At 59.4% G+C, this 22,827-nt stretch carries 20 protein-coding genes, 1 tRNA gene and 2 pseudogenes; 5 read left to right on the forward strand and 18 right to left on the reverse strand.

The window, feature by feature from the left end; translation table 11 throughout:
* Window positions 1-20 precede the first annotated feature (20 nt).
* Entirely contained in the window at window positions 21-575 is a 555-nt protein-coding gene (locus AC3IT6_RS12505) for a YdeI/OmpD-associated family protein (protein WP_223442839.1), read from the reverse strand.
* Between the two features lie 47 nt (window positions 576-622).
* A complete protein-coding gene (locus tag AC3IT6_RS12510; protein ID WP_489355881.1) occupies window positions 623-1,078 on the reverse strand; it encodes a VOC family protein in 456 nt (151 codons plus the stop codon).
* A gap of 379 nt (window positions 1,079-1,457) precedes the next feature.
* Here AC3IT6_RS12510 and AC3IT6_RS12515 point away from each other — a divergent pair, with 379 nt between their 5' ends.
* Entirely contained in the window at window positions 1,458-1,940 is a 483-nt protein-coding gene (locus AC3IT6_RS12515; RefSeq protein ID WP_489355883.1) for a GNAT family N-acetyltransferase, read from the forward strand.
* Between the two features lie 186 nt (window positions 1,941-2,126).
* On the opposite strand, the gene AC3IT6_RS12520 is transcribed toward AC3IT6_RS12515, so the two are convergent.
* From AC3IT6_RS12520 to AC3IT6_RS12545, 6 genes and pseudogenes are all read right to left on the reverse strand, one after another.
* Window positions 2,127-3,020 (reverse strand): LysR family transcriptional regulator, encoded by an 894-nt coding sequence (locus tag AC3IT6_RS12520; RefSeq protein ID WP_489355885.1) that lies wholly within the window; start codon window positions 3,018-3,020, stop codon window positions 2,127-2,129.
* An 80-nt stretch (window positions 3,021-3,100) separates the two neighbouring features.
* Window positions 3,101-4,156, reverse strand: coding sequence for an alpha/beta hydrolase (locus AC3IT6_RS12525; protein ID WP_489355887.1), 1,056 nt, complete (start codon window positions 4,154-4,156; stop codon window positions 3,101-3,103).
* A gap of 53 nt (window positions 4,157-4,209) precedes the next feature.
* On the reverse strand, window positions 4,210-5,280 hold the full coding sequence (locus AC3IT6_RS12530) for an alpha/beta hydrolase (RefSeq protein ID WP_489355889.1): 1,071 nt from the start codon (window positions 5,278-5,280) through the stop codon (window positions 4,210-4,212).
* Window positions 5,281-5,282: 2 nt separating this feature from the next.
* Window positions 5,283-6,068 carry a carboxymuconolactone decarboxylase family protein gene (locus AC3IT6_RS12535; RefSeq protein ID WP_489355891.1) on the reverse strand — a complete coding sequence of 262 codons (786 nt, stop codon included), beginning with the start codon at window positions 6,066-6,068 and terminating at the stop codon, window positions 5,283-5,285.
* Between the two features lie 76 nt (window positions 6,069-6,144).
* Window positions 6,145-6,636 (reverse strand): (R)-mandelonitrile lyase, encoded by a 492-nt coding sequence (locus AC3IT6_RS12540; protein WP_489355893.1) that lies wholly within the window; start codon window positions 6,634-6,636, stop codon window positions 6,145-6,147.
* Between the two features lie 40 nt (window positions 6,637-6,676).
* A pseudogene (locus AC3IT6_RS12545) lies at window positions 6,677-6,772 on the reverse strand (flavodoxin); the annotation flags it as partial.
* Between the two features lie 514 nt (window positions 6,773-7,286).
* Between AC3IT6_RS12545 and AC3IT6_RS12550 the strand changes: the two are divergent.
* A complete protein-coding gene (locus AC3IT6_RS12550) occupies window positions 7,287-7,631 on the forward strand; it encodes a DUF6124 family protein (RefSeq protein WP_489355895.1) in 345 nt (114 codons plus the stop codon).
* 167 nt (window positions 7,632-7,798) lie between these two features.
* Here the strand turns inward: AC3IT6_RS12550 and AC3IT6_RS12555 are convergent, their stop codons facing one another.
* The 6 genes from AC3IT6_RS12555 to AC3IT6_RS12580 form a co-directional block, all read right to left on the reverse strand.
* Window positions 7,799-9,538 (reverse strand): dipeptidase, encoded by a 1,740-nt coding sequence (locus AC3IT6_RS12555; protein WP_489355897.1) that lies wholly within the window; start codon window positions 9,536-9,538, stop codon window positions 7,799-7,801.
* 160 nt (window positions 9,539-9,698) lie between these two features.
* Complete coding sequence (locus AC3IT6_RS12560) at window positions 9,699-9,998, reverse strand: hypothetical protein (RefSeq protein ID WP_489355899.1); 300 nt, start codon at window positions 9,996-9,998, stop codon at window positions 9,699-9,701.
* Window positions 9,999-10,161: 163 nt separating this feature from the next.
* Window positions 10,162-11,376, reverse strand: coding sequence for a sodium/glutamate symporter (gltS, locus tag AC3IT6_RS12565; RefSeq protein WP_489355901.1), 1,215 nt, complete (start codon window positions 11,374-11,376; stop codon window positions 10,162-10,164).
* Window positions 11,377-11,601: 225 nt separating this feature from the next.
* The gene (locus AC3IT6_RS12570; protein ID WP_150723586.1) at window positions 11,602-12,162 is read right to left on the reverse strand and encodes a lipid-binding SYLF domain-containing protein; all 561 of its coding nucleotides are present in this window, start codon (window positions 12,160-12,162) and stop codon (window positions 11,602-11,604) included.
* Window positions 12,163-12,463: 301 nt separating this feature from the next.
* Entirely contained in the window at window positions 12,464-15,790 is a 3,327-nt protein-coding gene (locus AC3IT6_RS12575) for an Ig-like domain-containing protein (protein ID WP_489356545.1), read from the reverse strand.
* 491 nt (window positions 15,791-16,281) lie between these two features.
* Window positions 16,282-16,369, reverse strand: a tRNA-Ser gene (locus tag AC3IT6_RS12580).
* Between the two features lie 123 nt (window positions 16,370-16,492).
* On the opposite strand from AC3IT6_RS12580, the gene AC3IT6_RS12585 reads away from it, so the two are divergent.
* On the forward strand, window positions 16,493-17,164 hold the full coding sequence (locus AC3IT6_RS12585; protein WP_057714309.1) for a Bax inhibitor-1/YccA family protein: 672 nt from the start codon (window positions 16,493-16,495) through the stop codon (window positions 17,162-17,164).
* 60 nt (window positions 17,165-17,224) lie between these two features.
* Here the strand turns inward: AC3IT6_RS12585 and AC3IT6_RS12590 are convergent, their stop codons facing one another.
* Complete coding sequence (locus tag AC3IT6_RS12590; RefSeq protein ID WP_489355904.1) at window positions 17,225-17,554, reverse strand: YceK/YidQ family lipoprotein; 330 nt, start codon at window positions 17,552-17,554, stop codon at window positions 17,225-17,227.
* A 56-nt stretch (window positions 17,555-17,610) separates the two neighbouring features.
* Window positions 17,611-18,048, reverse strand: a complete 438-nt coding sequence (locus AC3IT6_RS12595) for an Lrp/AsnC family transcriptional regulator (protein WP_046038550.1) — start codon at window positions 18,046-18,048, stop codon at window positions 17,611-17,613.
* Window positions 18,049-18,184: 136 nt separating this feature from the next.
* Between AC3IT6_RS12595 and AC3IT6_RS12600 the strand changes: the two genes are divergently transcribed.
* A complete protein-coding gene (locus tag AC3IT6_RS12600) occupies window positions 18,185-19,078 on the forward strand; it encodes a DMT family transporter (RefSeq protein ID WP_489355906.1) in 894 nt (297 codons plus the stop codon).
* Window positions 19,079-19,093: 15 nt separating this feature from the next.
* Here the strand turns inward: AC3IT6_RS12600 and AC3IT6_RS12605 are convergent.
* Window positions 19,094-19,790: pseudogene (locus AC3IT6_RS12605) on the reverse strand (hypothetical protein).
* 68 nt (window positions 19,791-19,858) lie between these two features.
* On the reverse strand, window positions 19,859-21,484 hold the full coding sequence (locus tag AC3IT6_RS12610; protein ID WP_489355908.1) for an NADP-dependent glyceraldehyde-3-phosphate dehydrogenase: 1,626 nt from the start codon (window positions 21,482-21,484) through the stop codon (window positions 19,859-19,861).
* A gap of 450 nt (window positions 21,485-21,934) precedes the next feature.
* Between AC3IT6_RS12610 and AC3IT6_RS12615 the strand changes: the two genes are divergently transcribed.
* Entirely contained in the window at window positions 21,935-22,822 is an 888-nt protein-coding gene (locus AC3IT6_RS12615; RefSeq protein ID WP_489355910.1) for a Dyp-type peroxidase, read from the forward strand.
* Window positions 22,823-22,827 lie beyond the last annotated feature (5 nt).

Consider the following 22,827-nt stretch of genomic DNA (forward strand, 5'->3'; position numbering starts at 1 on the left):
TATTCAACGGAATGTTCCATTTAAAAATTTTCTGCCTCGGGTGCACGGAAGGCCTTACTGTAGTAGCCGGACTGGTCGAAACAGCAAACCTGCTTCTTGCCGGATGCAAGCATATCGCAGGCATCACCCATTCGTTTTGCGCGCGTCTTAAGTTGCTTGGCTGAAGTAATCCAGTGTATCCAGTCTACTCGTGCGATGGTCGTCGTATTGTTCCAAACTTTACGAGCCTCAGGAGTGGCTGCCAGTGCCTCCTGAAAATCTGGCGGGATGTCAGGCTCGGGTTCCTTCTTCACAGGGATTAGCTCTAGTGTAACGATATCCCCAACGGCCGCGCCTGCGGCTTCGAGTAACTCTCTACTTACCTGCAGCCAATGGCTCAACTGACCATCCGGCTCAAGGGTTGCCTGGAAATGGTGCCCATTGATTGTGCCTTCAACTGTCGTCCTTCCTCGCCTCGGAAGCTGTTCACTCGCGTCTCTTGGCAGTACTACGAACGCCCACGACGTATCATTACCAGGCTTTGCCGGACGAAGAAGCTTTGCTTCGAATCGGGATTTCACATCGATTGTTGTCATTGCAACTCCTCCAACTAATACGCCTGACTACTATTTGGCGACATCACTCAGGCAAATGCAGCCTCTACAAACGCCTCTAGCGCCTTGTCTTCCAGGATTTCGATAGAGAAGTGCCCGAAGCGCTTGGGTAACCAGATAATGCGTGTCCCGGACGGGGATTGCAGGTTCGCGCGGGCCATTGGCTTTCCGTTTTCGTCTTCTGGCTGAACACCGGCGGCTATCAGTTCGTCATAGGCCTTCTCGATGTCCGGCGTCGAATAGCAGTGGCGATAAATCATCCCTTCGCCCGAGGCGTCCAATAGCTCCCTCAGGTTCCCTGCCAACGGCTGTACCAACATGAAACGCTCTTGACCGATCAACGCAATCGCGTAGCGCACATGCAGACCACCTCGTTCCCAGACGAGCGTTTTGGAGATCCTGGCGTTCAGTATCTGTGCGTAGTAAGCACAGGCTTCCTCGAGATCCTTGACCAGTACATCGATGTGACTGAACTTCAGTTCCATTACATGCCTCCTGCTGCCCCGGCGTCCTATTGACCCATGGATGAGCAATGGGTACTGATCTCGAAATTGCTCAATCATAGACCGAGGCCAGCATGCCATTAACCACTCTCTGGCGTTGCGATGATCTTGTCGATGTCGACACCGGCAATTACTACCGTAAAACGCTTGGTTTCACAGTGGCTGACCTCAATGTTCACCTTGAATGAAGCGTTTCACCGGCTTCCCCCTGTAAATGAATACGCAAAAATAATAGTACACAGAGGCAGCCCTTCATTCGCATTTGAGGTGGACGTATGTATTCGACGGTGAAGCCGAACTGGGAACCACCTATCAGGCTCTCTATACTGGCCATCTCTGGATGGTAGTTAGAGTGCAAAATATGCCCGTCACACCCAATCAAAATTCCCCAGTCGTTTTGGTCCTGGCTCAACAAAGCGACTTGGACAATCTTGTAGCCATTCGAATTGAGGCTATGCGCGACAGTCTGGAGCGTGTTGGGCGATTTGATCCAGTGCGTGCGCGCGAGCGGTTTCTTAGCGGTTTTGAAGCCCACAACACACACTACATCGAGGTATCTGGAGAGAGGGTTGGTTTTGTAGTGGTCAAGCATCACCACAATGAACTCTTGCTCGACCACTTGTATGTGAGACCGGCCGCGCAAGGATCAGGGATAGGCTCTGCTGTTCTCACACAGATTTTCAAAGAGGCGGATGCGGCTGCGCTCCCTATTAAAGTTGGTGCTCTCAAAGAAAGCGCTTCGAATCGCTTTTATACCCGCCATGGCTTCCAATTCGTCGAAAGCAGTGAATTCGACAATTATTATGTTCGTCAGAGCGTTCCGCCGGTTGGCCCAGCTTGCTAGCTGGATGTGATGCACCTTGACGTACGTTTTTACACACTCTGGGCCGATTGCTGCCTGTCTCGAAGGGCTGCAAACGATTGTGGATTCAACCGGTCGATGCAACACAACTAAGCTGTCCTTCATGGCGGAACTGCTGTGCGAAGTTCCCCGTTAACGTGCCATCCAGGCACCTTAACGATGGACGACTCAGCGTTTATAACGCAGCGCGTCCACCACTACGCCAAACGCTGAAGAATGCTCACGGCGATTGGGGTAGTAAAGGTGGTAGCCGGCAAAGGGTTGGCACCAATCCTCCAGCACCCGCACAAGGCTACCGTCGGCAAGTTCCCTGGCGACCATATCTTCCGGCAAAAAACCCAAGCCGCAGCCCGCAACGGCAGCGCGCAGGATCGGCACGCTGCTGTTGAACGTCCATTGCCCTTCGACACGCGCCTTGAGTTCGTGACCGTCCTTTTCAAAATCCCATTGCATCAGGCTCCCGTGGGTGGGCAGGCGCAAATTGATGCAATTTTGGGCGGCCAAATCCCTTGGCTCTTGCGGAAACGGCCGCTGTTTGAAGTATTCGGGAGACCCCACTACCGCGATGCGCAACGGGGGGCCGATCGGCACGGCGATCATGTCCTTGGCCACCTGGTCTCCCAGGCGCACGCCTGCGTCGTAACGCTGCGCGACGATGTCGGAGAGGGCGTAGTCGACGGTGATTTCGACCTTGATGTCCGGGTAGTCGGGAAGCACCTTCAACAGCTTGGGCCAAAGAATGTTGTTCGCCGCATGTTCGGAAGCTGAAATCCGCACGTTACCTGCCGGGGTGTCGCGAAACTCGCTGACCGCAGCCAGTTCAAGTTCAATTTCGTCGAAGCGCGGCGCCATGGACTGATACAGCCGTTGACCGGCCTCGGTAGGGGATACGCTGCGCGTGGTCCGGGTCAGCAGGCGAACGCCGAGCCTGGTTTCGAGCGCGCGCATGGTGTGGCTCAGCGCAGACTGCGAGACCCCCAGCTGTGCGGCGGCGCGAGTGAAGCTGCCTTCGCGGGTAATGACCACGAAGGCTTGCAGATCGTTGAGGTTGGCGCGGGACATTGATGAGGGCCTCTCATGCGGAGCGCGGGATTATTCCATGTAATCAGGTTCCGCATGGATGCGCGACCCAAACGAGCCAATCACAGGGTTCTTGCGTAGAACGGCGTCAACTTGCCGAGTGCAGCGTCCACATACTTGGGAACCCAGTAGGTTTCGATGTGCGTTGCGCCGTCGATGATGAACAATTCCTTGTCTTTCGTACCGGTGGCCTTGGGGAACGCGTCCTGGGTCATGTACAGGCTGTCGGCCTTGCTGCCGGCAATCATCAGCAATGGCTGATTGATCAGTTCGATCTGGTTGGTGGCGTCGAAGCGCATCAGATCCAGCAGGCTGCTCGTGGTGTACTTGAAGGTCGAGTCAGGGTGGGCATGGGTCTTCCAGTAGTACTCGTAACCCTGGCGATACAGCTCGAACGGCAGTTTGGCGATTTGCTCGTCGGTGAGGTTGGCATCACCGGAATAGAGCACCGCGCCGCCGGCTGCTTCCTGGGCGCGGGCAGCGGAAGCCTGTTGCAGGCGTTGCTCGATGGTGTCCAGTTGCGAGTCGTTGTAGCCATTGCGACGCACCCGTCCAGAGTTGAACATGCTCACGGTCGCCACCGACTTGAATCGCTTGTCGGTTTGCGCGGCGGCCAACGAGTAGCCACCGCCACCGCAGATGCCGAGCAGGCCCAGGCGCTTGCCGTCGACGCCGGCATACTGAGTGATGAAGTCCGCCATGCCGTGGATATCCTCGATACGGTACGCCGGCTTGTCGATGCTGCGCGGCTGTCCGCCACTTGCGCCTTGATACGCGGCATCGGCGGTGATCGTGATGTAGCCTTGTTCAGCCAGGCGCTGGGCATACAGACCGGCCACTTGCTCTTTCACGCCGCCGTTCGGGTGCGCCACCACCACCGTGGGATAGACCTTCTTCGCATCGTAGTTGGCAGGGGTGTAGACGTTGGCAGCGATGTCCAGGCCATTGAGCTTGTAGCTGACCGGGTGGATGTTGACCTTGCCGGGCTCGTTCTTGGTGATTGCACCGTCGTAAGCCAGGGTGAACGGGTTCTTTTTGTAGTCGGCGGCACCGGCTTCGCCAGCAGACATACCGACCATGGCGGCCATCAGCGAGGCTTTCAGAATGGTGTTTCTCATAAGAGTCTCCGGAGCATTAAAAGGGGGGCGTTTGAAAAACTGTTCTGTAGCCGTCAATCCAGATGCTTTTCGGTCAGGAACCCGGACACCAGGTCCGCGATCTGCACGTTGTTCAAATCCGACATGGGGAAGTGGGTATTGCCCTTGATGCCAATCTCCGGCAAGTGGATCAGCCTCACGTCACCGCCATGCCGGTTGACGGCATCGCGCCATAGCCGGGCCATGGTGAGGCGGGCGCGCCAACTGTCCTGGGCGGGCAGGTCGACGGCCTGCTCCGGGATGTTGTCGCCGTAGAAGATCAGGATCGGAATGCGCGTGAGCGCCATGAACTGATCCATCGGCACCGCTGCGCCTTGCACCGTGTCGAACGCGCTGGGAATCGGCGCGGGGACCTCACCCTGCGCGAAGACAAAGCTGCTGCCCGGCTCGAAAGCCACGATGGCCTTGACCTTGTTGTTCTTGATCGCCGTCAACCAGCCCGGTCCGCCACCCTGCGAGTGAGTGAACAGGATGCCGGGGCCGATTTTGTCGAACACCGCCGACACGCCATCGGAGACCACGTTCATGTCGAACGGCCCGGTGTTCGGCGTCATTGCGCGGAAGAACTGGTCGCGCGTTTGCGCATCCCGGGCAACCTGCACACCTTCGAAATAGTCGGGCCACAGGCCGATGCGGAACTGGTTGAACCAGAGCTGTTCGTCCGGGACAGGCTTGACCGTCGCCTCGACCATGCTGCGTCCGGCATCGCCACGACGCGGCTGGTCGATCAGATACACGCCGAACTGACGACGCAGAAAGATGTTCTGGAAGCCTTCCCGGCCATCCGCGGTGGTTTCCCAGGTCTTGGAAAACTGGCCTGCGCCGTGCCACATGACGATGGGCAGTTTTCGCGCATCGACCGGGATCTGGTAGAAGGTGTAGGCATGGTCGCCGTGGTAAGTCTGGCCGTCTGGCGTCATGGGCTTACGCGGATTGAACGTGCCCGGTGCGGTGGTCATCGTCCCGCCGGCGGCAAAGCTGCCTTGCTCCTGAATCATCAAGGGAGCGGCGGCATTGGCATGGCTTGCACAGGCGGCAAGCACGCTCAGCAGGGTAACGCCCAGCAGGTTTTTTCCAGTCTTCATGTTCAACCTCCCGAGGCAGCAAGTGCCTGTGTCAGGGCCGTGCTTGCACGTTTGGCGGATTGTTCATCACCGTGTTTGGCCAGTACCTCGATGACCTGACGCAATTGCTCTACGCTCAACCCGACCCGCATGCTTGCTCGCATGTGCGAGCGCAACTGCGATTCCACACCCGGCGTTGCGGCCAGCGCGCCGACGGTCGCCAGCTCGCGGCTTTGCCAGTCGAGGTTGTCGCGCTCGAAGATGTCGCCGAACAGGTGGGTTTGCAGGAACTGGTTGATGACCGGGGCGAAATCGAACACCGGCCCTTTGACCGGCCCACCCGAGATACGGGTTTGATTGGCCGTTCCTGCCGCGAGCAAAGCTTCACCGGTTGGGATGGCACGGCCAGGTTCGCTTCCAGGCGCATCCTGGATGCCACGCTGTTTGCGCGCTTGCACCACCGTCATCAGTTCATTCAATGCATTGAGGCTGCGGGGGAAGCCGACATAGGCGTAGAGCTGCACCAGGATTTCCCTGGTCTCGCTGACCGTCAGGCCGGCATCCAGGCCTTGGTTCAACGCAGCGTTGAGCCTGGGCATGTCACTGGTCGCCATGAACGCTGCGATCAGTGGAATGGCCTGCTGCCTGGCCGACAGCGTTTGTGCCGCAGGTTGTGTGTTGGTCATGGGTTGCGATGCCTCGGCTTTCTGAGTGGCAACACCCGACACCAACCCAAGGCCCAGACACAGGGCTATCAGCGCGGGGAGAGGGCTGGTCTTGCGATGTGCGATCGGTGTGTCAGTGGTCATCGTGGAAGGCTCCATCCATTGCTCATCACTGCTTTGGCAGGCGGTGTTCGAGTGAGGTTTGATCTACAACAAACAGCTACATGCCCTGCGCGGGCGATTGACCTTCGTACTGCGCATCCGAAACTTTTTCCGCCCAGGTGACAGCCTTGCCGTCCTCGGCTTCGGCGATTGCGATATGAGTCATTCCGTTGGTGGCCGTCGCGCCGTGCCAGTGACGTGTTTGCGGCGGGACCCAGACAATGTCGCCCGGACGGATTTCCTGACGTGGGGCGCCCTCTTGCTGCACGTAGCCGACCCCGGCGGTGACGATCAGCGTTTGCCCCAGCGGATGGGTATGCCAGGCGGTGCGTGCACCGGGTTCGAAGGTCACGGTGCCACCGCCGATGCGGGCAGGGGAATCACCCTTGAACAGGCCATCAACCCGAACCGTGCCGGTGAAGTTTTCCGCAGCGCCCTTGACGGAGGGCTGTGAGCCGGCGTGGGTGACCCGGATCTCGCTGGAGGCCTGGGCGCTGGTTTCTCCAGCCATGAGGGATAAGGCCACCAATGGGGCGATCAAGGGATTCATCAATGTTGCTCCTAAAGGCGGGTTAGCCAACTGCAAGGCAGCCGCCGTGGGTGTTGAAGGGGATGATGGTTTTCCCGCTGAGGTCGTGGGCCGTCAGGAACGAGCGCACAACGGGAGGCGTGGTTTCACCCCAAATTCCCGCTTTTGATGGTCAGGCTGCACGTCAGTGGTATCGGCTGGGTACAGGACCGCTGGGGAAACAGTAAGCGAGCTAACGGATGAGCACTAGACGGGTAAATCGGCAAGGGTTCATGAGGTTTGTTCATCAATCCGGGCAAGTGCGCCATGTCACTCAACATCGCCGGAGAGCGTTTGTTTAAAGGCGTTTAAGGTTACTTCATGCAAGCTACAAGACCTTGCGCCGTTGCCTACGGCTACGCCAGAATCCGCCGGCTTGTGCGCCTTGGGGGCCATCGGTAACTTGATTCGAGTCACTGCTCATCAGTGATCGGGTTTAGTCGCCTGGTGGTAATTGAAGTCGCACAAGTTCCGTCAGACAGGTATTTCCTCCTGTATTTGATGGTGGCTGTGCGCAGGGCACCTTCGGGTGCGCCGGCTTCTTCAATTCCCCGGTCGACTAACCTGCGTACAGCTACCACCCCTTCGTTTAGTCGCGAAGTGGTGACAGCATCACTCAGGAATTGAAGATCATGTTCAAGGTAACGCCAAACCCACCGGACGCCGATCCGGTCTCCCCACATGAACCCGACTCAACCAGGCTCAACGAAGCCGCCCTCGATTTTCACATCCCCTCGATTGCCGATATAAAAGCCACACCGCGCACCCCCAGCACCTTGTTCACCGTGGACCCGCAGGCGAGTGCCGAAACGTTGATGGTTTATCTGGTCGAAACCCTCGCGTCGGTCGATGTGATGGTGCATCAGTTGGTGGATCACCTGGATGGTGGGTCGCGCAATGCGCTGCTGGGCATTTCCAACAGCGTGATGCTGGCGGAGATCACGGCGAACCGGGTGCTGGATCAAATCGACCGGTAGGAGCGAGCTTGCTCGCGATGCAGGGTAACGATGACGCGGGAATCCAGACTTACCGCGGCGTCCTCTGGTTTTTCGCGAGCAGGCTCGCTCCTACAGGGGCCGGCATGTGATTTGGGAGTGGGAGTGAAAGCAATGGACCCGCCAGGGCGGCGGGTCCGAAGGGGGGATCAAAGTTTCGGCAATTGCCCGATGCGGCCCATCATCTCGGTCACGATCTGCAAGTCCAGCAGGAACTGCTCGGTGGTCTTGAACTCGTTGTCGTTGTGACCGGTGTATTTGACGTCCGGCATGGCCAGGCCGAATTGCACACCGTTGGGCAGTTCATGCACGGACGTGGCGCCGGCGGAGGTGCCGAACTTGTGTTCCATGCCGAGGTTTTCGCTGGCCACCGCGAGCAGGGCCTTGACCCATTCACCCTCGGGGTTGCGGTACATCGGTTCGGCAATCGACAGGTCGAAGGTCGGTGTGATGCTGGTCTTCTTGCTCCAGGCGTCCAGCTTAGCGGCGATTTCGGACTGGAGCACTTGCGGCGTCTTGCCCTTCGGTACGCGCAGGTTGACCGCGAGTTTGAAGGCTTTGTCATCCATCCCGACATAGGTCAGGGAAGTGGTCAGCGGGCCCATGAACGCATCGGCAAAACCGACTCCCAACTTGCCACCCAGGTAGTCCAGCCCCCAGTTGTCGGCGGCGTAGCGGGCGGCGTCCGTGATCTGGTTGTGCTTGAGCGCGACCTTGCCGTCGAGGCCATTGATGAAGTCGAGCATCCTGGCCACCGGGTTGACGCCGGACTCGGGCTCGGAGGAGTGGGCGGACACACCGATGACCGTCAGTTTGACGTCCTTGCCGTCGACCTTGGCGGCGACCTCGAAGTTGCCGCCGTTGCGCTTGGCATATTCGGTGCCGGCCTTTTGCAGGCTGGCGGCCAGTTCGGCGGGCTTGTCGGTCACCAGGGTCGCGACCGATGTCGACGGAATCTGGTTGGTGGCCAGGCCACCGGTCATCGAGGTGATTTCTGCGCCCTTGTCTTGCGCGGCGCGCTTGGCGAAGCTGGCCATGACCGTGCCGTAACCTTTCTCGGCGATCACCACCGGGTAGCCGCCATCCAGCGCCAGGTTGTAGTTGGGCGTCGGGTTGCGTTCAAAGTAGTAGGGAATGGCGTCGCCCGTGGTCTCTTCGGTGGTGTCGACCAGCAGCTTGAAGTTGCGGGCCAGCGGCAGCAGCTCTTCCTTGATGATCTTCATTGCGTAGAGCGCCACCACGATGCCGTTCTTGTCATCCTCGGTGCCGCGGCCATACATGCGATCGCCGATCAGGGTGACCTTGAACGGATCGAGGCGGGTGCCGTCCTGCAGCACCCAGTTTTCCGGCGTCACCGGCACCACATCGGCATGGGCGTGGATGCCCACGACTTCATCGCCGCTGCCTTCGAGGGAGATCTCGTAGACGCGGTTGTCGATGTTGCGAAAGTTCAGGTTGAACGCCTGGGCCAGGCCCTTGATCTTCTCGGCAATCTTGAGGAATTCGGGGTTGTCGTGTTGGGCCACGCCGTCCACGTTCACGGTAGGAATGGCCACCAGCTCCTTCAAGGTTTCGGTGGCCGCGCTGCCGTATTTCACCCGGGCATAGAGGCCAAGCAAACGATGGATTTCGTTTTGCTGCTCAGCGTTAAGCGTCTTGTTGTCGAGGAAGGCGCGGATGGCCGGGCCGAGGTCGTCGGTCTTGGCGATATCGCTCTTGGCCAGGCTTCCCAGGAACTGCCGGAAATCCTTGACCGATGCATCACTGAAGGTCTTGAGGATGATCGCGCTCTGTTGCGGAGTGATGTTGGCGTGGGCAGCGGTGGTGAACGACGAAAGGCTGGCGAGCATCAGGGTGGTCGCAGCCAGGTGCTTGAGGGAAAAATCCATTGCTGGGGGCATTCCTTTGCAGGCGGTTTGTAAGAAATATCTGATCGCTTGATCAGAAACTTTTCAAAACTAACACCACGAGCGTGTGAAACGGGAGCCCCTGAAGTGGGATCTGTCGCACAGAAAGGCAAAAGCGACGCAGAAATGAAAAACCACTCTATCAATGCTTACATTCCGCCATCACCACTTTACAGGTGTTCGGCGTGCCGCCGGATCGGCCCGCATAACGGATGCAATTATCCAGGGATTTCTGGCGAGCCATGTCCAATGTGTCGGCCCAGGCGAGGCCACCTTCGCCGACAGTGGGGAGGGCTTTTGCGTAGCAGGTTGAACCCGTGCTTGGGGCTGAATATTGAGCCGTGGTGGCTTTGCCTGAACATCCCGCTGTCAGTGCCAGGTCGATGGCGAGCAGGGAAAGCAGGATCCATGGCGAGTATTGGCGCGCAGTTTTTCCCGTCATCCCGGTTCCCCTGTAGCAAGAGGCGTATTTGAGATCGTACCTGGCCAGATCAGGGCTGGGGCACACTCTTTCTCTGAGCCTATCCTTGCGGCATCGATCCTGCTGCTCCTTTCGTCTGCTTTCCTGTCTTCAGTCTGGCCGTCCGATAGCCGGACTGAGGTCGCTATAGACCACTGAACATGTTGATGATTACGGCATTGACCAGGTCTATGAAAAAGCCACACACCAGCGGCACGATCAGGAAGGCCTGGTGTGCCGCACCGTACTTTTGCGTCACGGTCGACATGTTGACGATGGCCGTCGCCGTGGAGCCGAGGGCAATCCCGCCGAATCCGGAAGCGATCACGCTGGCTTCGTAATTGCGCCCCATGAAGCGGAAGACCACAAAATACGTATAGGCGACCGTTAGCAGGATTTGCAGGGTCATTGCGCACAGAATGAACATCAACGCGCCGTTGAGTTGCCATAGCTGAAGCCCCATCAGGGCCATGGTCAAGAACATGCCCAGACAGATATCGGAGATCAGCGACAGCCCCAGGCTGGCGCCGCTCCAGGTTTTCAGTCGTTGATCACCCACAAAGGCCAGAACGAGGTGGTGAATGACGATGCCCGCGAACAGGCAGCTGACAAATTTGGGCAGAGTGACGCCGGCATCGACCAGCACCAGGTTGAGCCCGTAACCGGCCATCAGGGTCAGGTTGAGCCACATCCAGGCCCAGAGCACGTCGTAGTAGTCCAGCGCCTTGCCCGGTTGTTGCTCGAGAATGCCGACTTCCAGTTCCGCATCCCTGGACGGCGTCAGTTGATAACGGTGTATCAGCTGGTTGGCGATAGGGCCGCCGATGACGCAAGCGGCAATCAGGCCGACGGTGTTGCTGGCGATGCCCAGTTCGTGGGCGTTACTGATGCCCAGTTTTTCGACGAAAAGCGGTGCCCAGGCCAGGGTGGTGCCCACTCCACCGGTGAGGGAAATGGAGCCCACCATCAAGCCCGCCTTGGGATCAAGCCCAAAAACTTCGGCCACACCCATGCCCAGCGAGTTCTGCAGCAGAATGAACACAGCGGCGAGTAGCAGCAGGATCAGCAGCGGGCGCCCACCCTTGAGCAGTTGGCGCATGTCCGATTTCAAGCCAATGCCGGCAAAGAAATAGAGCAGCAGGGTGTCGCGAACTTGCAGATCGAATTCGATCTGGATATTCAGGCCGAAGTACAGCAAGGACGTCACCGCCGCACAGACGAAGCCGCCAACTACCGATTCGGGGATGCAGTATTGACGCAGAAAGGTGTTGTGCTGGACGAGGGTCTTGCCGAGGAAAAGCAGGAGGATGGCGAGGGTAAAACTCACGAGGCCGTGAACCTGAAAGAGCTGTGAAGTCATTTAAGGCCTACCTAAAAACTGGAAAATCATTATCAGGATTCGCTCGTTCAATGTTTAGACCTGTATCAATGAACGGTCGAAACAGCCTTGCTCGTCCAGATGGCTTCCCAATCATCAGGTTCTGTCTGTGCGCCAGGAGTGAGGACAGCCTAGCCTAAACGGGAAAACCCATCCGGGTTGGCACAGGCTGCCATCACGCTCCCGATGGCCAGTCAGACGGTGACTTCAGCGCTTGATCAGAGAAATCTTCGTTCCCTCGATACTGACCCCCGCCATTAATCCTTGCTGGTCGAAGATGAATGCGTAGGCGTCGTCTTTCAGCGTCGAGCTGGACAGGTTCTTCGCAACCCCTTCATCCACAAACACGACTGTTGGCCCTACACCGATTTCCCAGCCCTTGGTTTTGGCTACATAGTCCACGGCTTTATCGGTCATCAGGAAAACCACATAGCCGTACGACTGGGCGCCGGCCTGCAGCCCCCATGAGCCGCTGACGGAGTTGTAGTAGTTCTCGACTTTCGTGCCCTTCATTAAAACGCCTTCGCCATAGCTGCCGCCGAACACAAGTCCCGCCTTGATGATGTTCGGGAAGACCAGCACCGCCTTGGCTTGGTGCGAGATGGTTTCGGAGAATGGATTGGTCTTGTAGAGCGTCTGCAACGCTTGTCGAGCGTCGGCATTCAGATCCTCGGCGGTGGCCGCTGCGGCATTGTTCAGGAAACCGGCCGATGCCAATGTTGCAATCGCGAGGAAGAACGAGAGGAAGAACCGCATTGATTGAGTCATTTGCGTACTCCGTCGAGGGAGCAGGGGGATGAGAGCAGCGGCAAGTGCCTGTGTCACGCAGGAACCGAACCCACTGAGGTTATCCGGCGCACCCTGAAATGTGTGAATTGCAGGCATCGCTCGTGAATTTGCGCTGCCTTCAGCTGTTATGACCGTTGCGTAATGGACGGGTTCGTTGTCACTACTGCTTCTGGCCGATGGTTTCCCGTTGCACGGGGTTTATCCAGGGTCTGGGCTGAAGTGGGGGGGCTTGTAGCAAGAGGGCTCAATGAAGCCCTCATTGCTAAAGCCAGGTTTTAACTCAGTTCGCCTTTATCGGCACCGTCACGGTTTTGCCGAAGGCCGATTTGATGGTCGCTGTCGGGCTCGGCGACGGGCCACTGCCGGCGGTTGTCACCGCTATGTTCCAGCGCGCGCCTGTAGCCGTAGGCGTCAGGACGGCGGCGCCAAGGTTCACCGTACCGGTTGTGGTGGTGGCAGTCGCCGTGATGGTATTGCCCGTGCCACGCGAGGTGGTGCCGGACAGGACCCAATAGTAGCGGCTGTTGCTGCGGGCGGTGACGGTAGCGCTGGTGACGATCAGGCTCTCATTGACTGCTGCCGAGACCGCTACGGACACCGTCGCCGGTGCCGACTCCGCGTCCTTGGCATCGCTGGCGCTATAGGAAAAGGTCGCGGTGAACGGCGCGGGGACCGTGGCCGGTGGTGTGTAGGTCACGCGCAGACCGTCGGTGCTGACCACGCCCTTGCCGGAGTCCGGTTGCTCCAGGCCCACCACTCTAAGTGGCACGTTACCGTCAGGGTCGGTGTCGTTGGCCAGCACGTTGATGATCACCGGTTGGCCGTTGTTGCTGACGGCGCTGTCGGGGTTGGCGATCGGTTTTTGGTTATCGCCTTCGTTATTGGTACGGGTATCGCCAGTGCGGAAGGTCGGCAACGCGGAGGAATTGACGTAGGTGACGCCGTCCCAGCCGGGCAGGGGAGCTGGCATCAACTGGAACTGGCCGGGGTGCTCGATATCCCAGCGCAGCAACATGGACGTGTCCTCGTGCTGGGTGTTGTGGCAGTGCTCCATGTAAGTCCCGGCGAATTCCCGGAAGCGGATCGCCATTTCCACATCCACCGAGCTGTCGATGCCATCGCCGATGCGATAGACGTCCTTGCGCGCCCATTTCTCCCATTCCGGCGGCGGGTTGCCATCGCGGTGGAGGACGATCCCCTCTTCGAAGTGCACGTGCACCGGGTGGTTCCAGCCATTGCCGCCGCTCTTGATTTTCCACACCTCAAGGGTGCCGTCGCCGGAGAACCCGGCAGGGGTCGGGCCGTTGGCCAGTTGCGGGGCGGCGCTGATGACTCGAGGGTCCATGGGGAAGCCGAATTCACCACCGTCGGTCTTGATCGTCCAGGGTGCTTCGTCGGTGCCGTCGGAGCGGCCGAAGATGAACTCGCGATGCCGCGCCACCTTGAGCTTGGCCTGCACCGCCGGATCGTCACGGTTGAGGGTCAGCGGGATCATGGTCTTGCCGGCCGGTTTGCCCGGTTTGGCGGGTTCGTAGTCGGCGGGGTTCATGCTCACGTCTTGCCCGGCATAAGGCTGGACCACCAGCTGCAGGAACTTGCCCACCGCCGGGTCGCCGCCGTCCCATTCCAGCCCTTTGCTGCCCAGCTTGAGCACCGCCTTGTACGTCCCGGACAGGACATCGGCCAGGCTCAGCAGTGTAGCCTCCGGCCCCTTGCCGTCGTGGTGCTCCATCAGGTTGACGAAGTACAGCTTGTCGCCGGTGTTGATCCCGTTTTTCGCGAAGTTGACGATGATGTCGTAACGCTCGGCGATGCCCATGGTCGGCAGGATGGCGTTGTGGTTCTGCATGTCGCCGTTACCTTCCAGGTCCAGGCTGCCGTCGAACGGCACGGCATATTCCATAAGGTTGCCGTCGTTGGCGATCAAGTGGAACGGCACGCGGCTATAGGACAGGCCGGAACCGGCCGGGCCGGGGAATTCGCCGCCGGTGCCGGTGACTTCACGCACCAGCGCGATCCTGAAGTAGCGCGATACCGAGCCATTGAGGATGCGGAAGCGATAACTGCGCGCCCGCACATTCAGGCGCGGCTGGTACTGCCAGTTGACCAGGAGCTGATCGCCGAGGAAACCGTCGGTGTTGAACGGGTTGAACCACAGCTGGCCAGTGGCGTCCCAGGCCTTGTCGGCAATCATCAGGTTCACATCGTAGTCGCGGTTGCCCCAAGGCAACGCCGAACCGCTGGGCAGGCGCAGGTTGACGCCGTCTTGCAGCGCTTCGTTGCCACGATCCAGGGCGCTGTAGTAATTCATCATCACCGCGTTGCCCTTGTAGACGTTCTGCGCGGTGAAATCGACCATGTGGTCATGGAACCAGTGGGTGCTCATGGTTTCGCGCCAGTCGCCACGGATCTTGATGCTGCCGTTGTTGCACGTCTTGAGGCCCGGAGTGGCATCGTTGACGAACAGGGTTTCGCCCGGGCCGCAGGGGAACGCTGCACGCGGATCCTGAGCGCTGGTGTTGATGGTGTCGTAACCGGCCAGTTGTATCGGCCAGCGATAGTCGTAGTACTGCCCCGGAAAGAAAAACGCACCGGAAAAGCCATCGCTTTCGGCCGGGGAGTGGCCGTTGTGTTCGTGGGTGGTGAGGGTGTGCAGGCCAAACCCCATGTTGGCCGCCGGATCGATCGGCAGGGCGTTGTAGTGGCGCATCAGCGCGGCTTGACCGTAACGCACCATCAACAGTTTTGGCGGAAAGGTGCCGTCGAAGGTCCAGAGCGCCTTGTGGTTCTGAATCGGCATGTTGGGGTGAAAACGGACACTTATGCCTTTGGTGGTGCCCGCAATGACCGGGGTGTTCGAGGTCTGGTTGTAGAGCCCGCCAGGCCCGAACTCACCGACGGCGTAGTTGTGCAACTGTCGGCGGTCGCGCATGCCGCTGTTGATCTGGGCGCCCGCTTGCACGGTCTTGAAGCCGACCTGCGGGAAGAACTCGTTCCAGCGCTGGTGCGACCAGCCTTTTCCTGGCGGACGACCTTCGGCCGGCGAGCCGACCGGATGGCGGTTGAGGAAGGCTTCGATCTGCACTTTCCACGGGTTGCGGTCCAGCACGTTGGAAAACTGCGACGGAAACGGGTACAGCCCCGGCTGGCGCATGAAGGCTTCCAGCGCCGTGGGCGAAGGGCCGCTGCGGGCGATGTTGTTCGGGTCCTGGGTGGGCGCCGGGCCGACGATCGGAACCGGGAAGGTCAGGGGCGGTGCCGGCAGTGTCGGGTCGAGTTTTTCCGTGCCGAATTCTTCGAACAGCAGCAGTTGCTGAGTGTACGGCTGGGCGCCGAACAATGGGCTGGGCTTGCCATTGGTGGGGATTTTGAAGGATGTCTGCAGGGCTGGCGGCAGCACGTTGTCGGCCGTTGGCGTGGTGCGGGTGCCAAAAACACCATTGGGCAGGGCGATGGCGCCCTGGTTGACGGGTGGCATGGCCCGTAAGGCATCCGCCGCGGCATCGAGATCGGCCGGCGGGTTGCTAAACGCCGAGGGGTCCGTCGGTGGTGGCGGGCCGAAATCATCCAGCGGTACGGCGTTGACGGTGGTCAGGGTAAGGAGCATCGCATAGGGCAGTGACCTGCGCAGCAAGGCGATGGAGCTGCATGGTAGTGTCGCGCGTTTCATTTTTCACCCCTTGCGTCATGCCGAAGCTGGCAAGCCCCGCCGTCTCCATGATGTCCGGGACGACAGCTGTTGCGGGTATCAGGGGGTGGTGCAACTAATGAGCCACTACCATGGTGGGAAGAAAAAGTTCAAATTAATTAGCAATTTGTTTCTGAATGTTACAGTTGGGAGTAGGGGGGGAGTGGGGAATATTCCTCAACTTAGGTGGTAAATGCCCGGTTGAGTGGGTGTAGTGCCCCATTTATGGAGAGAGTAGCGGCTGTTTCACCGACCGTTTTTGGTAGAGACAAAGAGACCATTCGAAAAACTGGCCGCTGCTCGAAAAGCAGGACTCCATCCAGGGTGTAGGCTGAAGTGTGGGTTGGGGCTTTTTACCAAACCCCAGAAACGACAAAGCCCTGAATAATCAGGGCTTTGTCGTATAAAGATGGCGGAGGCGATGGGATTCGAACTCATGGACCTGTTACAGTCGACGGTTTTCAAGACCGTTGCCTTAAACCACTCGGCCACACCTCCGTTTGCGTTGCGGGCGCCATAATACCTGAATGAAACACACTGTCAAACTCTCTGCATAGCTTGTTACAGAGCGTCTGTTATGATCTTTGCGACTGAACGTTTCAAACCAACAGGAGTGTCGCCATGCGCGAACAGGATTACGCAGTTAATAACAGCGTGCAGGCTGAGCAGCTAGAGGTTAGCCGCGTCCTGCGCAACACATACGGCTTGCTCGCCCTGACCCTGGCTTTCAGCGGTGTGACAGCCTACGTTGCCCAGCAGATGCATGTTGGCTACCCGAACATTTTCGTGGTGCTGATCGGCTTCTACGGTCTTTTCTTCCTCACCAACAAACTCCGTGATTCGGCCTGGGGCCTGGTATCGGCATTTGCCCTGACCGGTTTCATGGGTTTCCTGCTGGGCCCGATCCTCAACCGTTACCTGGGTATGCAGGGCGGCGCTGAAGTGGTCAGCTCGGCTTTCGCGATGACGGCGCTGGTGTTCGGCGGTCTGTCGGCGTATGTGCTGATTACCCGCAAGGACATGAGCTTCCTCGGCGGTTTCATCACGGCAGGTTTCTTCGTGCTGCTGGGTGCAACGCTGGCGAGCCTGTTCTTCCAGATCAGCGGCCTGCAACTGGCGATCAGCGCAGGTTTCGTGCTGTTCTCCTCGGTCTGCATCCTGTTCCAGACCAGCGCCATCATTCATGGCGGCGAGCGTAACTACATCATGGCCACCATTAGCCTGTATGTATCGATCTACAACCTGTTCGTCAGCCTGTTGCAGCTGTTCGGCATCATGAGCCGTGATGACTGATCCTCGGCCTTGAACTGAAAAACCCGCTCAGGCGGGTTTTTTATTGCCACAAATCCAGGATTACTCCGCAATGACGATGCTGCCATCGGCTTGCTGGCGGTAGATGGTGTAGGGCAGCAACAAGGTATCGAGTGCGCCGGAGATGACCACGTCAATCAGCACAATGGCAGGGGCACTATCATGTACCTGCGCATCGCGGCCTTTTTCCAGGGGCGCATTCAGCGTGCAAAAGTCGTAGGTCACGCCGCTGTAGATTCGCGGTACCGCGCCGCAATAACTCTTGTGGTCCTTGAGGCTTTTTGCGGCCACTTCGTCACCGCGCACAACCGTCTGAATCGTGCCGCAACCCGCAAGCATCATTGCCACGAGTAGCATTGCCTGAGTTTTCATGCCGTCAATCCTTCGCCGGAAACCGTCAATCTACTTCAGGCTGAAACAAATATCACTCACGCCATGGGCGGCAACCGGCGCTTGACCGGGGTTTTCTTGACGATCGCCGTATTGGTTTCAGCGTGGGTGTTGAGGCGGTCGAGCAGGGTGTCCAGTTGTTCCATCGAACGCACATGCAGGCGCGCAATGAAACAGTCGTCGCCGGTCACCTTGTCGCACTCGGTGAATTCGGGAATGGCCATGATTTGCCGTTCCACTTCCTGCAATTGCCCTGGCAGCGGGCGAATACGCACGATGGCCTGGAGTTGATAGCCAAAGCATTTCGGGTCGATTTCAACGGTGTAGCCCTTGAGCACGCCACGCTCTTCCAGGCGACGCAGACGCTCGGCAACACTGGGGGAGGACAGGCCACTGATTTGCGCCAGGGCCTTGAGCGAGCGTCGCGAGTCTTCCATCAGCGCCGTGATCAGCAGCTGGTCGATGTCATCGGTCATGGCGAAACCCTCTGTTAGGCGTTTTTTCAAAATGGCCTTTATAAAAAAGGCAGATCCCGAGTTTAGCCTGCTTTTTGCTCTGGAGTAGCCCCTGGGTGCATTGGCATACTTTGGCCACAAACACAGGAGTCTGATGATGGACAAAACCCTACGCCGCGGTTCGTTCGAAATGACGGCCGCCATGCTGATCTCCGGCACCATCGGCTGGTTCGTGCTGGTGTCCGGGCAACCGGTGCTGGACGTGGTGTTCTGGCGCTGCCTGTTCGGTGCCGGCACCTTACTGCTGATTTGCGCGGCCTTCGGCTTTCTGCGCCCCGGCATTCTGACCCGCACAACGTTCCTGCTTGCGGTGCTCAGCGGTGTAGCGATTGTCGGCAACTGGGTGCTGTTGTTCGCGTCCTATTCCCGGGCGTCAATTGCCATCGGCACTGCCGTCTATAACGTCCAGCCGTTCATGCTGGTCGGGCTGGCGGCGTTGTTCCTCAACGAAAAGATCACCGCGCAGAAACTGACCTGGCTGGGCGTTTCGTTTCTCGGGATGCTGGCGATTGTCAGCGCCCATGGCAGCCAGGGCGAGAGCGGCAGCGATTACCTGATGGGCATTGCCTTGGCCTTGGGCGCGGCGTTTCTCTATGCGATTGCCGCGTTGATCATCAAGCGTTTGACTGGGACCCCGCCGCACTTGATCGCGCTGATCCAGGTCAGCACGGGCGTGTTGTTGCTCGCGCCATTGGCGAATCTTTCCGTATTGCCGCAGGCACCGAGCGCGTGGGCCAGCCTGGTGACGCTGGGCATGGTGCACACTGGTGTGATGTACGTGTTGCTGTACGGCGCGATTCAAAAACTGCCGACGGCGCTGACGGGCGCGTTGTCTTTCATCTACCCGATCGCGGCGATTTTCGTCGACTGGTTTGCTTTCGGCCATCGTCTGGAGCCGCTGCAATGGATCGGTGTCGCGGCAATTCTGCTGGCCGCTGCCGGCATGCAACAAGGCTGGTCACTGAAGTTCCGGCGCACGGTGACGCCGTAACCCGCGACCCAGGCGTCAGATGTTCCAGCGCGACGCGTTACTGGCCAGTCGCTGGCGCATCTCACCGACGTTGGCGGCCAGTTGTTGAGTCAGCAAGCGATACCCGTCCAGCGTGTTGTAGACCGGCGCATCAAGGCTGACAAGCGGCACATCCACGGGCCGATTGAGCCGCTGGGCGGCGCCTGATTTCAACGCCCGGGCCATGCCGATCAATTGCACGCGAATCTGTCGATGCTCGGCTTTCAATGCCGTTTGCAGGAGCGACATCGCCTCGGGGTCATTGGCATCCGGTCGGGTATTGCCGAGGATTTCCAGGGTGCTGACGCACATGCGCAGGTTGCGCTGGAGGGCATCCAGTTCGGTCATGGAAATCTTCACTTCCTTGGACACCGAGGGCATCAGTGAGCGAAGTTGCACCATCGCCGTGCCCCGCAACGATGAACACGGTAATCGCCGACAGCAGCGCGGTGTACCCCCTTGCCGATGGCGTGATACGAGAAAAACCCGCAGACCACCGACATCGCGAAATAGGTCAGCCAGGGCATCCCGAGCCAGGCCTGTTGTGCCACCAACACCAGGCCGTCACCGACGCCCACTCACCGTGGGGCAGGTTGATCCCGGTGGTCAGCAGGATCGTCGCCAGCGACCCGAGTGACACCCGCACCGCATGGATCACCCGGGCATGGCGGTAGCGCCGGTACGGGTCCAGCAACGGACGCAGCAGTCGGCGCAGCAAGGGTGGCAGTCGATGGGCTCTGGATGTACTCAGGCTGACTCTCCTCAGAAGATGTAGTCGGTGGTCAGGAAGCTCGAACTGCGGCCGCTGATGATCTCGCTGATCAGGTCCTTGTTGGTCTCCTGGAACTTGGTGGCCACCAGGGTGCGGATCGAAAACACCCGCAGTGCGTCATGTACCGACAAGGTGCCTTCGGCCGAGTTCTTGCGACCATTGAAGGGATAGGTGTCCGGCCCGCGCTGGCACTGGGCATTGAGGTTGATGCGCCCGACCTGATTGGCGAAAGTGTCCACCAGCCGGCCGACCGCCACCGGGTTGGTGCCGAAGATGCTCAACTGCTGTCCGAAATCCGACTCCAGCACGTAGTCGATCACGGTATCCAGATGACGGTACGGCACGATGGGGATGACGGGGCCGAATTGTTCTTCCTGATAAACCCGCATCTGTGGCGTGACCGGGTACAGCACCGCCGGGTAGAAGAACGACGCACGAGCCTCGCCGCCATTGGGGTTGACCACCTTGGCGCCCTTGCTCTCGGCGTCCGCCACCAGTGCATGCAGATAGTCGACCTTGCCCGATTCCGGCAGTGGCGTCAGGGCTACGCCAGTTTCCCAGGGCATGCCGGGCTTGAGGTTGGCGAGCCTGGCATTGAATTTGTCGATGAAGGACTCGACCACATCTTCGTGGACAAACAGGATCTTCAGCGCGGTGCAGCGCTGGCCATTGAACGACAGCGAGCCGGTCACCGCTTCACTGACCGCATTGTCCAGATCCACTTCCGGCAGGACGATGCCCGGGTTTTTCGCATCCAGGCCCAGTGCCGCGCGCAAGCGGTGTGGTTTGGGATGGAGTTTTTTCAGGTCACTGGCGGCCTTGTTGGTGCCGATGAAGGCAAAGATGTCGATCTTGCCGCTGGCCATCAGCGCACTGACCGTCTCGCGGCCGCTGCCGTAGATGACATTGATCACCCCGGTCGGGAAGCTGTCGCGGAAGGCTTCCAGCAGCGGGCGAATCAGCAGCACGCCGAGCTTGGCCGGCTTGAACACCACGGTGTTGCCCATGATCAGCGCGGGGATCAGCGTGGTGAAGGTTTCGTTTAACGGATAGTTGTAAGGCCCCATGCACAGGGCCACGCCCATCGGCACGCGACGGATCTGGCCGAGGGTGTCCTGTTCCAGTTCGAAACGGCTGGAGCGGCGGTCGAGTTCTTTCAGCGCATTGATGGTGTCGACGATGTAGTCGCAGGTGCGGTCGAACTCCTTTTCCGAGTCCTTGAGGTTCTTGCCGATTTCCCACATCAGCAACTTGACCACGGCGTCGCGCTGCTCGCGCATGCGCCCGAGGAAGGTTTCGACGTGCTGGATGCGTTCGGCCACGCGCATGGTCGGCCACAGACCCTGGCCGCGGTCGTAGGCACGGACCGCGGCGTCGAGGGCGGTCAACGCGGTGTCGGCATCCAGCAGCGGCGTGCTGCCGAGGATCACCTGTTCGTCGCCATTCGGGCCTGCCAGGTACACCGGGCTGCGGACCTGGGCCAGCGGCCCGTCCCAGGTTCTGAGTTGGCCATCGACCAGGTACTCGCGCTGCTCGGTCTGGCCGTCAAGGCGGTACTTTTCCGGGATGTCGGCGGGGCTTGGGAACAGGTTCTGGAGAATATTGGCTGTGGTCATGTCGCTACCCCTCTGGATTGGCTGATGCACTGATGAATCGTTTTAGCAGACCTCAGCAACGCTTGTCATGACTCATCTCAGCGTTTTGCCGCACGGCGTGATGTCCGGGGACTTATCGGGCCTTGCGTCATGGCCTCAGAAGCGCCCCTTGTTGGCCCCCAATGCCCTCAACCCGCCCACGCGGGGTGCCTTAATGTTGACTCTCCTTGATCACAACAAAAAAAAGCTGCACCCGGCTGGCCGGGCAGCCAATGAGAGAACAGCCATGCGGGCAAGCCGATTAACTGAAAAGCCTAGCCTTTGTTTGGCCATGGTGGGGTGCGTCTTTGCGGCATTGCTGGCGGGGTGCGGCGATCCGACAAGCCCCCATTGCCACAGGTTCCAGGCCTCTGACGCCACACAAACCCTCGTACTCCGGTTAAACTCCATGCTCTTTTTCAAGGAGTTCATATGAGCCATTACCAGTCGGGCATTCTCGCCACCCCTGTTCCGCCTCAAGCCCGTCATATGTTCTTCGCCCTCGAGTCCGTTGCGGCACTGCCGGCCGCGCTCGACAACTTGATGCAACTGGTGGACGGGAAATCGGCTGTCGTCGGCTTCGGTGAATCCCTGGTCAAGGCACTGGATGGGCAGATCGATGGCCTGCGAACCTTTCCGGCGTTGACCGGTGTGGGCGTCGACAATCCGTCGACCCAACACGCGCTCTGGTGCTGGCTGCACGGTGAAGACCGTGGTGAGTTGCTCAACCGCAGCAACGCCATCGAAGCGGCAGTGGCCCCGGCGTTGCGTCTGGTGCAGATGAACGAAACCTTCCGCCACATGACCGGGCATGACCTGACCGGCTTCGAAGATGGCACCGAGAACCCCCACGACGCAGCCGCCGTGACCGCCGCCCTGGTGGGTGAGGGCGCGGATGGCACGGTGGGTGGCAGCTTTGCCGCGATCCAGCAGTGGCAGCATGACTTGAAAGGTTTCCATGGGCTGTCGGCGGATGAAAAAGACAACATCATGGGCCGTCGCTTGAGCGATAACGAAGAGATCGACGACGCGCCGGTTTCCGCCCACGTCAAACGCACCGCCCAGGAAAGCTTTGCGCCCGAGGCCTTCGTGGTGCGCCGCTCGATGCCGTGGATCGAAGGCGACCGCGCCGGCCTGATGTTCCTGGCCTTCGGTTTTTCCCTCGATGCCTTCGAAGCCCAACTGCGCCGCATGAGTGGCCTGGAAGACGGCGTCACCGATGGTTTGTACCGCATCAGCCGTCCGATCACCGGTGGCTACTACTGGTGCCCGCCACTCAAGGACGGTCGACTGGACCTGCGCGCATTGCGCGTCGGCTGAGCCGC

The organism is Pseudomonas sp. KH_017 (assembly GCF_057840285.1).